Genomic DNA, 14,605 nt, shown 5'->3' on the forward strand with positions numbered 1-14,605 from the left:
CTTTTTTCCGGTGGCGGAGGTATGGATATTGGTATCAAGGCTGCTGGTTTTGATATCAAAGCTGCGACTGATGCAGAACGCCTCTGTCAGGAAACTTTTGCAGAAAACTTCCCTGGCATCCCTTTTATTGTCCGTCGTATCGGGGAGCTTTCTACAGCAGAGCTTTTAGATGCCGCAGGTTTGGCTCCTGGTGAAGTGGATCTGCTCGTTGGGGGGCCTCCCTGTCCTTCTTTCTCAAAAAGTAGATTTTATCGCACTGAAAAGCCTAGGGCACTCGACGATCCCGTCGCTAAGGAGACCGTTGGTGGCTACCTTCGAATCTTAAAAGAATCACGGCCAAAGGCGTTTCTGCTTGAGAATGTTAAGGGTTTAGCCTATGGTGTTCATAAAGAAGCACTTGATCATATAATTAATACGGCGAATAAGCTCGGATACAGAACTTCAGTTTGCTTAATCAATGCCGCTGATTACGGAGTTCCGCAAATTCGGGAACGGTGCATTGTCATGGGGATTAAAGGGCGCGACCCATGCCCTCCCCTTCCCACCCACAGCAAGAATCCTGATGGTTTTATGCTTCCATGGGTTACTGCTGGGCAGGTGCTTAATGACCTGGATTCAGAGGAAAATGCGAGCTTTGAAGGGCATTTTGCGGGTGGGAAACATCATGATCTGCTCTTGCAGATTCCACCTGGGGAGAACTATTTGTTTTTTACAGAGGAGCGAGGTCATGTTGAGCCACAATTCAAGTGGCGATCAAGATATTGGTCGTTTTTACTGAAGCTAAGTAAAGATCTCCCTTCTTGGACGATTCAGGCGAGACGTTCAAACAATATGGGGCCATTTCACTGGCGGAGTCGAATTCTTAGAATTTCTGAAATTAAACGGCTTCAGACATTTCCGGATAATTATATTTTATCGGGGAATGTAGAGAAGCAATGGCGTCAAATTGGAAATGCAGTGCCGCCGCTGGTCGCGGAAGCATTTGGAAAGGCGATATTTAATTCAATTGAATAATCCCGGTTGAGAAGGGTGGTGTGGCTATGCTAAATGCAAAAGGATTGCTAAGTCTTTTAGTTGCGTCGCTGAGTCAAGCTGGGTGCGGCGTGTCTGTATATGATGAATCTAAACCATTTGGAATCCGTATCAGTCGCCCGTCCGGAGAGATAAGCGACATCCGTGTTTATATCTGGAATTGCACACATGGAGGTGGACGGGCTCGGCCAGAAAACGAATACCGGATTCAGTTTACTAGAGTAGTTCCTGCTCGGCATGAAGACGCTACTACTCTCCTTCTAGGTTGGCATGAGATGGGGGTATTTGCAGCCTGGGATATTCGCAAGCACGAAAATCAAGATTCTGGTTCGCCCTCCGCTCAAATTCGTGAAGATGTTCTTCGGAACGCTTACCGGAATGGATTTGCGGTGGGAGCGCGAGGAAACGGGGAAGTCGTTGCCGCATTTCGGCCCGAGTTGATTGCCGAGTACGCAGAACATATCGAAGGCATCCACGATGGGAATGTAGCAGAGCTTGAGGCTCTCAATAATTTGCCTAATATTGGGATAAAGGAGGCTGAGCTAACTTACGGGCGCAAAAAGATAGTAACGGAGATAGTTAGGGCTTATCGTGCGCATGATTTTAGTAAGCGCGTCCTTTCTGCGTATGGCAATGTTTGCGCGGTCTGTGGGCTGCAGTTAAGGCTCGTTGAAGCGGCTCATATTGTGCCAGTGACATTTGATGAAAGCACCGACAGTACAGAGAACGGCATTGCGCTCTGCGTTCTGCATCATAGGGCCTATGATAAAAATATAATATCTATCAACGAAGGGTATGGGATTGAAGTTAGCGAGGCTGTACTGAGAGGGTTGGGCGAACACAATCTCTTGGGTGGACTTGAGCACTTTCGTGGGAATCTAAGGGAGATAATGCTGCTTCCGGCAGATAGAAGAGATTACCCATCTCCAAGCAACCTAGCGCTATCACGGCGAGTGCGGGATTGGCGAGCTTAGGAAGAATCTGGAATAACGGGGTCAGGTTGGACCATCCCCGATTTCTGGGCTACCCCTGATATCTCGGACACCCAAAAAGCGAGAACAATCGTCGCACGGAGGTGTTCGATGCAGAAGCGTCAGCAATTCACTGCCGAGTTCAAGCGCGAAGCCGTTCGACTGAAATAACGGGGTCAGGTTAACTTATCAGTCGGCGATGTTAGGTTTGCGTGGCCGATGAGCTGGCCTGACGCCTGCAAAGCGGTTGGTCTTGGCTTCGACCATTGCGCGGAAGGTGTTGTGGCCCAGGGCTCTCTGCTGCTGTAGATGAAGACGAATGCTGGCGAGCAGTTCGTCGGAGAGGGCTTCATTGAGCAGAGCACGGTACGCGTTGGATCGCTGGATCGGGTCGCTGCCAAGCGCAAGCCAACAGGGATGTGGTGTTAGCGCGGAGTGCTTGCGCTGGCCTAGGTTGGCTGGGCAACTGGGCGGATAACGGGGTCAGGTTCTTAGGTATCCCCACGTTTTACAGCACCAGCGTCATCTGCTCGCGCACTGCGTCGGGCAATGTGCGCAAGCGTTCTAGCCAGCGTGAGACAGGTTCCATCGGCCAGCACCTGACCAACGCCTCGCGGCCGACACGCAGTGTCGAGTAGAGCTTACGTGCACTGCTGCGTGGCGATAGCCACTGGGCGATACCGGTGGCTTCGCAGCCCAGTCCTGCCAGCCAACTGGCGAAGGTGGCCAGCGTGTTGAGCAACAACAGGATCTGCAACCGCTCGCCGCGACGGGTCAGGCTGTCTTCCATCCCCTGACCGTAGCGATGTGACTTCAGATCACGAAATGCCAGCTCGATCTGCATCCTTCGTGCGTACAGATTGACCAAGTGTTTCGCGCTGGGTGCTTGTAACTGTGGGGATGCAACGATCAACCACGGCTCGCGCTCACGCGCTGCGGCTTTCAAGCTGGAGGATGCACGCGAGACCTTCGCTGGCGAGCGTCGATTGCATTGCTGACGTCCCCGCGGTGTCTTGGCATAGAGCACCAGACGGCAATCGAGTGGATCGCTGCGATTGGCCTGCATCGGTGGCAATTCGCGTGCACGGTTGGACGCCAATGCATGCAGACGACGGCTATCGACCCATTGCGCTGCATCATCGGGCACGTCTTGCGGTTTGACCTGCGTGCGCCCGCGCAGACGTCCGACCCAGTCCCAGCCCATCGCCGACACCGCGCGAAACCATGGCGTGCGGAATCCGGCGTCAGTGACCAGGATCGGACGCACATCGTCTGGAATCAGTGCCCTGAGCTGCTGCAAGAAGCGTTTTTCTGCGCCGGGCGATCCCTGCTGTTTCCCGGCAACCACCATGTCCAGCAAGGTGAGTGTGCGTCCACCGATCGGCACGGCGGCGCGCAGCAGGCACCATGACTTGTCCGGCTTCAAATCGCTCCAGTCGATGACGATCACCGGCTGGTCGCCGCGCAGTAGCCAATGCGCCATGTCCCGCTCGATCATGGATCGCTCGGCCTGCAACCTGCGATTGCACAGCAGGCGGTCGCATGCCTTGAGGGGCGCACGTACCCGCGTCGCGCCAGGCCACGCGCGTGCAATGTCGATCAGGGGCAGCCGACCTCCGTGCAACAGCCCTTCAACCGCGCGCAGCAAGGCGCGTTGGCGTAACGCATGCATGCCGGAGAGTGAGTTAGACAGGCACTTCTGCAATACTTCGCTGGCGCGCATGGTCGGCACTCTTCTCTGGCTTAGTCACCTTGAAGAGTGCCCCATGCGCGCACCTTCTTCCACCGCCTGGCCCACCAAGTGCTTGATCTCGAAGGAAGAAATGTGGGGAAATCTCAGGGTCAGGTTAACTTATCAGTCGGCGGTGTTCGGCTTGCGTGGCCGATGCGCGGGCCTGACGCCCGCAAAGCGGCGGGTCTTGGCTTCGACCATTGCGCGGAAGGCGTCGTGGCCCAGGGCTCGCTGCTGCTGTAGATGAAGACGAATGCTGGTGAGCAGTTCGTCGGAGAGGGCTTCATCGAGCAGGGTACGGTAGGCGTTGGATCGTTCGATCAGGTCCGCTGCCAAGCGCAAGCCAACAGGGATGTGGTGTCAGTGCGGGCAAAAGGGGACGGAGGTAATTAAGCGAACCGGACGTACAGCCCCGCGCGGCGATGTCTGATAGTGGGCCTGTGTCGCTGCCGTCAGGCTAAGGTTTCCTTCTTGAGCGGGAGGCCCGGCCATGCCGCGTCAGCCACCTCTAGAACTGCCAGGCGTTCCGATGCATGTTGTCCAGAGAGGCGTGAACCGGTGCGCGATTTTCTTGGACGATGAGGATCGGCATTACTACTGCCTGCTGTTACGGATGGCTTGCGAGCGCTTTGCTGTGCGGGTGCATGCGTTTGTGCTGATGGACAACCATGTGCACCTGCTGGTCTCGGCCGATAAGGCTGGAGCGGTGTCTTCGGCGATGCGGCTCAGCGGCCAATCGTATGTGCAGGCCTTCAACGTCAGGCACCGGCGCAGCGGAACCCTGTGGCAGGGGCGGTTCAAGTCCTGCTTGGTGCAGACAGAACGGTATGTGCTCACGGTCTTGGGCCACATCGAACTCAATCCGGTGCGCGCCCGCATGGTGGCATTGCCAACCGAGTACCGCTGGTCGAGCGTGCACACGCATTTGGGGCGTGCAAAGAGCCAGTTCATCACGCCGCACGAGGTCTATCTGCATCTTGGCTGCGATGCAGCCGAGCGGGTGTCTTTCTATGCAACATGGCTGCATGCGGGTCTAGCCCGAGAGGACGAACATTCAATCCGCCTCCACCTCCTGCAGGAGCGCGCCTTGGGCGACCCGCGCTTCCAGGCAATGGTGAAACTTGCATTAGGCAGACCAACGAAGTGCATCCCGCGCGGCCGGCCTGCCGGGAAGATCTAGGTGGGTTAATTGCCTCCGTTCCTCCAAATTCAAGGGCCCCAGCAGATATGCCAGGGCCCCCTCTAATCACTTACCCAGTGCCTGCATTCGGGTGCGCTCCAATTCCTGCTTGAGCACGAAATTTTCGTCCCGCTCTGTTGGACTTGTTGAACTGGCAATGCTTGCGCTCTTGGCACTGGCGCCTGCAGACATTCCAGCCTGTTTTTCAAGCATATCTAGGCGCTTCAAGTAGTAGTCGCGATGCTGTTTGCTTACATCTTGCAAACCAATCGAATTGAGTTCGAGCAATCGCTGCTCCTTTGGACTGGGTAACGAGCCCTCGTACCGATCAATGAAGCGGTCTACGACCAAGAGCTTCTTTGGTGAGCCTGGCTTAGAAATGATCCGCTGATCCAGATCATGCATGTTTGTCCCGTTGCTTCGATAGATCGTAACGACCGGACTGCCTGTTCGCGCTGTAATGATGGCGAGATTGTTGAAGAACAGACGGCCGGAGTAGTCAACCAGTGCAACAAGCTCCAAGGTCCCATCACCATCCAGGTCAATGAACTTGGCTTCGCCAACTGTGGGTTGCACGGTGTCGCCATCAAGGTCGTATTGGACGATAAGCCTCTCAGCGACCCTAGCAAGGTCCGGTGTTTGATTGAGCTTTGCGGCCTGGGATGCTTGCCAAGTCAAGGGTTGGCCAAGATCGGCGCTCCAAGCGACGAGTGGGGCGGAAGAAGCTATAACGAGTGCGAGTAGCAAGACGTTCATCTTCATTGAATTTTCGACCTCACTTCATTTGTGTAATTCACACCCGTCGGGTTATTCTGGGTGTTGACCACCCAATTCCAGGAACCACCAGTGTTCACGGCTCGATAATACTGATTCTCCAGGCCCGACGCGGCACCAGGGCCGTAGAGCGTGACAGCCATACTCTCAAGTTCCACTCCGGTTAGCTCGCGAATGCCCGGGGCTGCGGTGCGCATGCGAAGGTAAAGACGCGCTGCTATACGCATTTTCTCTCGAGAGAGCTTGTCTGCAGAGGCTGTATTTTCGATCCAACTCCATGCGTTAAAGACGCCTTGTGAGCCAGTAATTGTGCTGCCTGAGGTTGCAACTTGCATCAGCCCTACATGGCTTCCGCCATCGTAGCTTTCTGTCGGCCATAGACCTGCGTGACCATACTTCGTGATTTGTGTGAACTGATGGTAGTTGCTTTCCTGGGTTGCAATGCCTGTGTAAAGACGCGGAGTGGATCCACCGGTGTAAAGCGAAACCAGGCGCGTGGTGATCGTGTCATTCGGGATCTGACTGCCCAAAATGTAGACATACTCAACCGGGCATGCTTGCGCTGCGCTGGTCGAAGCTGCGACCTTCAAGCGTCCGCCCCGCGACTGATAGTAGAGCTTGTGCGTAGCAGTGCCATTCGTGGTGAAAGTGCTGGTGAGGCCTGGCATTGACCGAGGTGTGGATGTGTCGTATTCCAGCTCGGCGGTCCAGTTCACAGTGCCGGTTGCCGCGCTACCTGCTGCAGTGAAGCTAATATCCTCAGACCGTGTCTGGTTCTGCTGGTCAAGCTGGAACTCTGCATCTTTGGTTGGAATTGAAATGCGCAATGCACTGCCGCTTTGAGCGCTGAATTGCAGATTGTCGATGGCAAAGCCATTTTGATCACCGCCCGCGTCCGCAATTTGGAAGGAGTGCGTGCCTGCGGGCGCAGTAAAGGTCACAATCCCGGTGGACTGGTTGCGTGCTGTGCTAAGAACTGCACCATTGATGTCGCGAAACTCGACCACGGTGGAGGCTACTTGATCGAAGTATCCAGCTTGGAAGCTTAGTGAGGTTGCAGTCAGCTTCGTAGCAGGATTGCTGGGATCAACCAGTTCGGCAACGATCGGGCCCTGGAACTTGGGCGTGCCAGACAATACAGGTGAGGTTGGATTAGAGCTATCGGACACAATTTGCACTGCCGGACTTGCAGGAAAATCGAAGCCTTTGCCTTGATACTGCGTGGTAATGGTAGTTCCAACCGGAAATTCACTGAATGCCAGTTGTGCGCTCGTTGATGCGCACTGTTGTGCGAAACCTGGCCCAGCCACGCTTATTGTCATAGCGAGAAGCGAGATACGGCTACGATTGATTGCAGTCATTTTTATCCATTTCCTTTGGTTGATCGGTCCTGATCTTGATCTTAAGCGGCGAGACGGTATCGACCTCCTTTGAATGGGCAGAAAGATGACATGCAAGGACAGCCCTTCCGTGTGCGACGAAAGTTAGAGCGTCGGGTCTGTGGGCGCGTTATGTGCGTCATACAGTCCTTATGAACAGGCCGCATTGCTGCGTCCTGGAGGCACTTCCTGTGTATGGCGTTCCGCCTCGTGCGGCGCCATCGGTGCGGTATACGCCATCGCTGCGATCAGAGCAATACCCTACTCTGGCAACTGATACGCCCAGGGTTCCGTAGACAGTCAAGACCCTCGTTGCGCGTAGCGCCGTTCAAACTCTACAGGGGACAGGTTGCCGGTTAAACCGTGACGGCGTTGCGGGTTGTAGAACATCTCGATGTAGTCGAACACCTTCGCGCGCGCGGCGTCCTTGGTGGGGTAGACCCGCCGCCTGATCCGCTCGCGTTTGAGCAGGCCCAAGAAGCTCTCCACCGGGGCGTTGTCATGGCAGTTACCGCGCCGACTCATGCTGCACACCAAGCCATGGGATGCCAGGAAACTCTGCCAGTCATCGCTGGTGTAGACCGATCCTTGGTCCGAGTGGATCAGGCAACCCGATCTGGGTTTGCGCCGCCATACCGCCGATAGCAGGGCCTGCACGACCAACTCGGTATCGGCCCGATCGCGCATCGCCCAGCCGACGACCTGCCTGGAGAACAGATCGATCACCACAGCCAGATACATCCAGCCTTCATGCGTGCGGATGAAGGTGAAATCGCTCGCCCAGGCCGTGTCCGGCTCAGCGACATCGAACTGCCGATCAAGCAGGTTGGCTGCGGCGACGTACTCGGTCCCGCAATGGAAGCGGGGTTTGCGCCCATAGTCCACCTGCGCACCTAACCCTTCCGCACGCATCAACCGATGCACCCGATGGCGACTGCAGCGCTCCGCCAGATCGCGCAGATCCTTGGTGATCTTGCGATGCCCATAGACACTGCCGCTGGCCAGCCACTGGTGCTTGATTAACCCCAGCAGGCGTTCGTCTTCCTTGGCGCGCTCACTCTTGGGCGACTTTAGCCAAGCGTAGTCACCGGCCCGGTTCACCCGCAACACCCGGCACATCGCGCACAGCCTAAATTCCCCGCGATGGGTCTGCATGAAGGCGTACTTTGCCTTTACCCCTTGGCAAAGTACGCGGCGGCCTTTTTTAGGATGTCGCGCTCCTCGGTCACTCGGCGCAACTCGGCCTTCAGGCGCCGAACCTCGGCGCTCTGGTCCACCTCGGCGCGCTGCACGATGCCGCGCTTGCCGAACTTGCGCATCCAGGCGTACAGGCTGTGCGTGGTGACAACCAGGAGCTCGGCGACTTCTGCCGCCTTGAACCTGTGATCGGTCACTTGCCGGACCGCTTCGATCTTGAACTCATCCGTATACCGCTTGCTGCTCATGGACACCTCCGAATTAGCCATTTTCCATGGCCTTGAGATGTCTAGAAAAGCCTGGGCGTATCAGCTATGCAGGGGAGCTTACGCCACGGCGGGAGAAATCCAGCTCCACACCGTTTTCGTACGCCCAGCGATCCATGACCTTACCGGCAAACTGACTCCCGTTATTCACCTCGATGAGGGTCGGCAGGGGTTCGTATGAAAAACAGCCAAAAATGAACTAAATCGCTGTTAGTAAAGATTTCTTGCACGAATCCCTACCGACCCTCCCGCTCAGGAATCCCCGCCCGACCCATACGCGTGCAGGGCTGTTTATTCCGACTGAGGCGCTGGCTGCATGGGCAGCTCCGCCGGTGCGTCGACCCAGGGGTCGTCCCTACCCGCCGTCCCCTCCGATTCGCCATCCCATTCGTCGCGCGCGTCGCACCACTCGTCACCGATCTGCTCAAGCGTGCCGACCAGGGTGCGTTCGGCGGACGCCCGCTGTGAGGGGCTGAAGCAAAGCGGCTCATGCGGCACACCCGCTATCTCGACCCCGACTACGTCGTGCACATCCGCTGCAGCCGGCGAACCGTGCCCGGCGACCAGTTCGAAACCCAAGGCCATTGCGCTCCGGCCGACTCGGATCGCCTGCTGTTGGCCCCAGCCGAGCGCTCCGCTCGTAGCCATGAGGCCCTTGGACAGGACGTCGCCGGCCACCCGGCCGAAGAGCAGGTAGGCCGCCGTGTAGCTGACGGTCCCGGCGATGAAGCCTGCAGGGTTGGCCCTGGGGTCGTCCATGTAGCCGCTCATCACAGCGGCTACGGAGAAGGGCAGTCCGATCGTCATACCGCCGACCGTGTCGCTCACGCTGTCGTTCATCCCCGCGTGCGTGACATGCGGGCTTAGCGCTTCGCGGAGCAGGAACGTCGACGAGACGACCGCATCGGCGATGAAGTCAGGTAGGGCCAGCCCGTTGTTGCGCATCAGGGCGATGTTTGCCCCGAGGACGGCGAAGGCTACGGTCGCCAGCGCGAGCTTTCCCTTCAGGTCGGGGTTGTTTGCGAACGATGCTTCCAGGGTGCGGCGCACGGCCTCTAGGGGTCCTGGTGGGTCATCGCTTGCGGCGAGCGGGCTCTTCTGCTGCGTCCCAGTCGCTACGAGCCGCTCAAGGCCCGTCACGATTCTGGACAGGTCCTGTTTGAAGAAGGTGAGCTGCCGATCCATGTGCGGCGTGATCCGCCGGTCCTGCTGAAATTCGCCGACGGAGCGATTGACGTTGCTCAGACCCGCGCGCAGATCGCCCACTACTCCCTCAATGGCTTCCCTGAAGCCGTCGGGAAGATCACGCCTGCGGTTGAATGCGCCGTTGAAGCGCAGCCGCACCGAGTCCATGAGGTCCTGCCCCAGCCGCACGCCGAACATCATTGCACCTTGCGCCACCGCCGCGCCGGCGACGAATCCGGCGTTACGCTGCAACGGCACGGCCTTGGCGTAGAAGGTGGGTACGGCATAGATCAGCGAGATGAAGAAAACGAGGCTGTGTCGATTGATGGCGTGCTTCATGAACAGCTTGGCGTCCGTTGTCGGGCGTCGCATAAGCGAGACCAGCTGTATCGCCGTATAGGTGTAGGAAGCAATGTTGAACGCAGCGTAGGTACCGGTCTTCTGGGTGAACAGCGTGGCGAGCGGTAAGGGGTAGAGCAGAAGCGTCAGCGCTCCCTGGTATATCCGCTTCGCGGCACTCGCGTCGTGCTGCAAGGTGTGGATGTCGGTCTCGAAGCTGGCCATGACCGGCTCGAGATAGCGCCGGGCCTCGGCCAGGAACTCCGTCTCCTCTGGCGTCGACGCCTGCTTGCCCAGGTGCGACCGCAGTTCATTGACCTTCTCGCCCATTGCGGCCAGCAGCGTCTTTGGCTCTCGACATCCGGGCTCTGTGACCAGCTCGTTACGCAGCTTGTCCACGAACTCGCTGTCATCGAACTGCCGAAGCTCCTGGACGACCGACAGGTTGCCCAGGAAGGCGGCGATCCGCGACGAGCAATCGCGCATGAGCAAACCGCTCTCGACGTCCCTCGCTTCGCCGGGATTGGCCACGCGCGGCTTGCTCGCCCCGGAACGGGTCGGTTGCGGACGCAAATCCGGGACGCCTTCATCGTCCCCGGCTGGCACAACGGCCGGTATGACTTCGGGCCTCGAAGGCCGCTGGCTGGAGATCGACAACAGGTCCCCCAGGCGCACCGTGGTTTCCGAAGCCGGTTGCGGGCACGCGCGTGCTTGCGTGCCGTCCCTGGGCCCCAGAGTGCCGCTGCCGTGTCCCGCATCGATCTCGATGCTGCGGTCGGCGGGTGACGATCCGTCGCCCGCAACCGGGTCTTGCGGATGCGCGTTAGGGCCAGGGCTTACTGTGTTGATTTTCATGATGGAGTCCTTGCGAGGAAGAAGGCGTCGAGCACGCTCGCGTGCGAATCGGCGTCGCGCGCGGACGATCGCGACGCGCCCGTAGCTGATCCGCGATTGGAAGGCCGCATTGAACCGCTTTACGATCCAGCTGGAGGGACGGATCCCTCCGCTGTAACCAAAATCCGGTTACACCAAAAATCTGCTTACGCTCGTCTAGAGGCGACCACGTCTCGACTGGAGCGGCCGCGGATTCACAAATCAGCGCGCCATGCCAATCAGGGACCAAGCCATGACAGTTGCCCTGGTATTCTTGTTCGATCTCCTGCATTGATTGTAGAAGCAAGTTTGCAGGGGAGCGCTTCGCTTCACCGAAGTCCTGGCTGGGAAGACGAAGGCATTGACGCGGAGGATGACCCATACCTTCCCCAACAGGCTGAGCATGAGGGTCTTTCGATGGAAGCTTTACCTTGAATCCTGACATCTAGGATGCTAATCCTGATAAGCGACCGCTCCCTCAGGAAGGGCTTACCACCTTTCTGCAGGGTCTTGATGCCGCTATTGGGGCAACAAGCTATCGAATCCTCTTCGAGGGTGAGCAAACAGTTCATTATCAAGGTCTTCGTCCGTGAAGGTATTGGGATTATTATTCCTAACTCTACCGTTCTCCCTATCGTCATGCGATTCGGCACAGGAATGTTCAGCAGCCAGTTTTGATTCCCATAAGAAGGCTGTAATTGCGTATGTCGAGCACTCAAGCTATCCGAGGTTGGAAAGCTGCTACAGCAGCTGATGTCGTATTCGAAGAAGAATCCCGAAAGTATGGAAAAGAAATTCGATTTTGGACCCTCAACTTTAAAGCTAGGACAGAGCGATATATTTCCATGATCGACTGTAATGGCAGTGTGGAGCTTTCAAAGCCCGATTAATGTCTGGGTATGTCAATTGGCTGACTACTTGAGTAGTCGGTTAATTGTCCTGTGCGAAAAAAAAAGGGGGGCGGAAAATGGAGTAGGTAAACTTATCAGTCGGCGGTGTTCGGTTTGCGTGGCCGATGAGCGGGCCTGACGCCTGCAAAGCGGTGGGTCTTGGCTTGGACCATTGCGCGGAATGCGTCGTGGCCCAGGGCTCGCTGCTGCTGTAGATGAAGACGAATGTTGGCGAGCAGTTCGTCGGAGAGGCCTTCATCGAGCAGGGCACGGTAGGCGTTGGATCGCTCGATCAGGTCGCTGCCAAGCGCAAACCAACAGGGATGCGGTGCCAGCGCGGAGTGCTTGCGCTGGCCTAGGTTGGCTGGGCAACTGGGCCAGCGATACGCCGCCGGGTTGTCGGCCAGGCGAGCACGCACCGGATTGAGCTCAATGTAGCGATAGCAGCGAAGGACGTCGTCCGCACTGTCCACAAGACATGCTTTGTACCGTCCTTCCCATAGCGTACCCGTGTGTCGACTCCCCGCAATTCAGTGCCAGCCAAAATTAGAGGTCTGCGGTTGATGTTGATCACGGAACTCGGCGGGCGTTAGCCCGCCCAGGCTGTCGTGCGGGATCTGCTGGTTATAGTCGGCCAGCCAGTGTTCGGTCTGTTGGCGGACCTCGCTGAGCGTGCGGAACAGATGCATGTCCAGCACGCCACGCCGGTAGCTGCCGTTGAAGCGCTCGATAAAACCGTTTTGCATTGGACGCCCCGGCTCGATGAAGTCCAAGGCGATGCCCTTGCGCTCGGCCCACTCGGCCAAGGCCAATGCGACAAACTCCGGGCCATTGTCCAAGCGAAGTTTGGCGGGGTAGCCGCGCCAGGCTGCGATGGGTTCCAAGGTGCGCATGACGCGGGCGGCCGGAAGATTCAAGTCCACTTCGATCGCCAACGCTTCCCGGCTGAAGTCGTCGATGACATTGAACGTACGGAAGCGCCGACCATCCCACAGCGCATCGGACATAAAGTCGATTGACCATCCAGCATTGGGTCGCTCTCCGCATGCCAGCGGCTGTGGATGACGGGTCGGGACCCGGCGCCTGCTGCGGCGACGTTGATTGAGCTTCATCAGGCAGTACACGCGCCACACCCTTTTATGATTCCACACATGTCCGCGACGGCGGATGATCTGAAAAAGCTTTCCAAAACCACGCTCGGGAAAGCGCTCGGCCAATTCGGACAACAGCGCAATGACCTCCTCGTCGCGATCGGGACGACGCCGATAGCGCGCTGTCGAGCGCGCTACGCCAACGACCGCACAGGCCCGGCGCTCGCTCCAGCCATGCTGCTCGACGAGCCAGGCAAGAAGCGGGCGCTTGTGCGCCGGGTCTACAGCTTTTTTGCGATGACATCCTTCAGTGCATGGTTTTCCATCGCGAGCTCGGCATACATGCGCTTGAGCTTGCTGTGCTCGGTCTCCAGGTCGCGAAGGCGCTGCACATCAGCGGCCTCCATGCCACCGTACTTGGACTTCCAGACGTAATACGTCGCATCGGAAATACCCAGCTCTCGGCACACATCCTTGACCTGGCGGCCGCCCTCCACCTGCTTCCGACGTCCCCCCAATTTTGAGTAGCACCTCAGTTTGGAGTCCAATTCCCTACCCCAAGGAGATTGGACGTGAAGAAGCGTTTTTCCGAAGAGCAGATCATCGGCTTCCTGCGCGAAGCCGAAGCGGGCATAGCGATCAAGGACTTATGCCGGCGGCATGGCTTCAGTGAGGCCTCGTACTATCTGTGGCGCAGCAAGTTCGGCGGCATGAGCGTGCCCGACGCCAAGCGGCTCAAGGACCTTGAGGCCGAGAACGCGCGGCTAAAGAGGTTGCTGGCCGAGCAGTTGTTCGAGAATGACCTGATCAAGGATGCGTTGCGAAAAAAGTGGTGAGCGCACCGGCGCGTCGTGCGCTGGTGCGCGAGTGGATCGGGCGTGGTGCTAGCGAGCGTCGTGCCTTGGCGGCGATTGGCATGAGCGCCAGCGCGCTGCGCTATTGCCCACGCCAAGACCGCAATGGCGAACTGCGCGAGCGCATTCTTGCGTTGGCGCATCGCCATCGCCGCTACGGCGTGGGGATGATCTATCTCAAGCTGCGACAGGAAGGACGCCTGGTGAACTACAAGCGCGTGGAGCGGTTGTATCGCGAGCAGCAGCTACAAGTGCGGCACCGCAAGCGCAAGAAGGTACCGGTTGGCGAGCGTCAGCCGCTGCTGCGGCCAGCGCAGGCCAACCAGGTGTGGTCGATGGACTTCGTGTTCGACCGCTCCGCCGACGGCCGAGTGATCAAGTGTCTGGTGATCGTGGACGACGCAACGCACGAAGCGGTCGCCATCGAGGTGGAACGCGCGATCTCCGGGCACGGCGTTGCGCGCGTGCTGGATCGGTTGGCACACAGTCGCGGCCTGCCGCAGGTGATCCGCACCGACAACGGCAAGGAGTTTTGCGGCAAAGCGATGGTTGCCTGGGCGCATGACCGGGGTGTGCAGCTACGGCTCATCCAGCCGGGCAAACCAAACCAGAACGCCTACGTCGAATCGTTCAACGGCCGGCTGCGCGACGAATGCCTCAACGAACACTGGTTCCCAACGCTGCTGCATGCACGCAATGAGATCGAACGCTGGCGACGCGAATACAACGAGGACCGACCCAAGAACGCAATTGGCGGCATGACGCCGTCCGCTTATGCCCAACATCTGGCAAACACCGATATCATCAACCCCGGACTCTAAACGCGGCCGCTACTCAGGGCG

The 14,605-nt window shown here is 58.0% G+C and carries 12 protein-coding genes; 4 read left to right on the forward strand and 8 right to left on the reverse strand.

Annotation, left to right across the window (positions count from 1 at the left end):
* Positions 1–21 precede the first annotated feature (21 nt).
* Together KWO_RS02920 and KWO_RS02925 are read left to right on the forward strand one after the other, a co-directional pair.
* A complete protein-coding gene (locus KWO_RS02920) occupies positions 22–1,014 on the forward strand; it encodes a DNA cytosine methyltransferase (RefSeq protein ID WP_010379563.1) in 993 nt (330 codons plus the stop codon).
* 26 nt (positions 1,015–1,040) lie between these two features.
* Entirely contained in the window at positions 1,041–2,006 is a 966-nt protein-coding gene (locus KWO_RS02925; protein WP_082320305.1) for an HNH endonuclease, read from the forward strand.
* Between the two features lie 505 nt (positions 2,007–2,511).
* On the opposite strand, the gene KWO_RS02935 is transcribed toward KWO_RS02925, so the two are convergent.
* Both KWO_RS02935 and KWO_RS22400 read right to left on the reverse strand, forming a co-directional pair.
* The gene (locus KWO_RS02935; protein ID WP_010379565.1) at positions 2,512–3,726 is read right to left on the reverse strand and encodes an IS4 family transposase; all 1,215 of its coding nucleotides are present in this window, start codon (positions 3,724–3,726) and stop codon (positions 2,512–2,514) included.
* Positions 3,727–3,858: 132 nt separating this feature from the next.
* A complete protein-coding gene (locus tag KWO_RS22400; protein WP_159102202.1) occupies positions 3,859–4,071 on the reverse strand; it encodes a hypothetical protein in 213 nt (70 codons plus the stop codon).
* Positions 4,072–4,225: 154 nt separating this feature from the next.
* On the opposite strand from KWO_RS22400, the gene KWO_RS02950 reads away from it, so the two are divergent.
* On the forward strand, positions 4,226–4,915 hold the full coding sequence (locus tag KWO_RS02950; protein WP_017112664.1) for a transposase: 690 nt from the start codon (positions 4,226–4,228) through the stop codon (positions 4,913–4,915).
* A 66-nt stretch (positions 4,916–4,981) separates the two neighbouring features.
* On the opposite strand, the gene KWO_RS02955 is transcribed toward KWO_RS02950, so the two are convergent.
* From KWO_RS02955 to KWO_RS02995, 6 genes are all read right to left on the reverse strand, one after another.
* Positions 4,982–5,677 (reverse strand): hypothetical protein, encoded by a 696-nt coding sequence (locus KWO_RS02955; protein ID WP_010379569.1) that lies wholly within the window; start codon positions 5,675–5,677, stop codon positions 4,982–4,984.
* Positions 5,674–7,050 (reverse strand): hypothetical protein, encoded by a 1,377-nt coding sequence (locus tag KWO_RS02960; protein WP_227479772.1) that lies wholly within the window; start codon positions 7,048–7,050, stop codon positions 5,674–5,676. Before KWO_RS02960 ends, KWO_RS02955 begins: the two co-directional genes overlap by 4 nt.
* Positions 7,051–7,368: 318 nt before the next feature.
* Positions 7,369–8,513 (reverse strand): IS3 family transposase gene (locus tag KWO_RS02965; RefSeq protein WP_113622264.1). Its coding sequence is split into 2 segments (ribosomal slippage): positions 7,369–8,276 and positions 8,276–8,513, totalling 1,146 coding nucleotides; the frame shifts between segments, so codons are not numbered across the junction.
* 309 nt (positions 8,514–8,822) lie between these two features.
* Entirely contained in the window at positions 8,823–10,910 is a 2,088-nt protein-coding gene (gene xopAA / locus KWO_RS02975; protein WP_010379616.1) for a type III secretion system effector XopAA, read from the reverse strand.
* A 1,003-nt stretch (positions 10,911–11,913) separates the two neighbouring features.
* On the reverse strand, positions 11,914–12,237 hold the full coding sequence (locus KWO_RS02990; protein ID WP_227479771.1) for a transposase: 324 nt from the start codon (positions 12,235–12,237) through the stop codon (positions 11,914–11,916).
* 111 nt (positions 12,238–12,348) lie between these two features.
* A protein-coding gene (locus tag KWO_RS02995) for an IS3 family transposase (protein ID WP_126709078.1) occupies positions 12,349–13,457 on the reverse strand; the annotation gives its coding sequence in 2 pieces (ribosomal slippage) (positions 12,349–13,196 and positions 13,196–13,457; 1,110 coding nt in all).
* Positions 13,458–13,481: 24 nt separating this feature from the next.
* On the opposite strand from KWO_RS02995, the gene KWO_RS03000 reads away from it, so the two are divergent.
* Positions 13,482–14,584 (forward strand): IS3 family transposase gene (locus KWO_RS03000; RefSeq protein ID WP_100243780.1). Its coding sequence is split into 2 segments (ribosomal slippage): positions 13,482–13,740 and positions 13,740–14,584, totalling 1,104 coding nucleotides; the frame shifts between segments, so codons are not numbered across the junction.
* Positions 14,585–14,605: the final 21 nt, after the last annotated feature.

It is taken from the genome of Xanthomonas vasicola pv. musacearum NCPPB 4379, from assembly GCF_000277895.2.
Classification (GTDB): domain Bacteria; phylum Pseudomonadota; class Gammaproteobacteria; order Xanthomonadales; family Xanthomonadaceae; genus Xanthomonas; species Xanthomonas vasicola.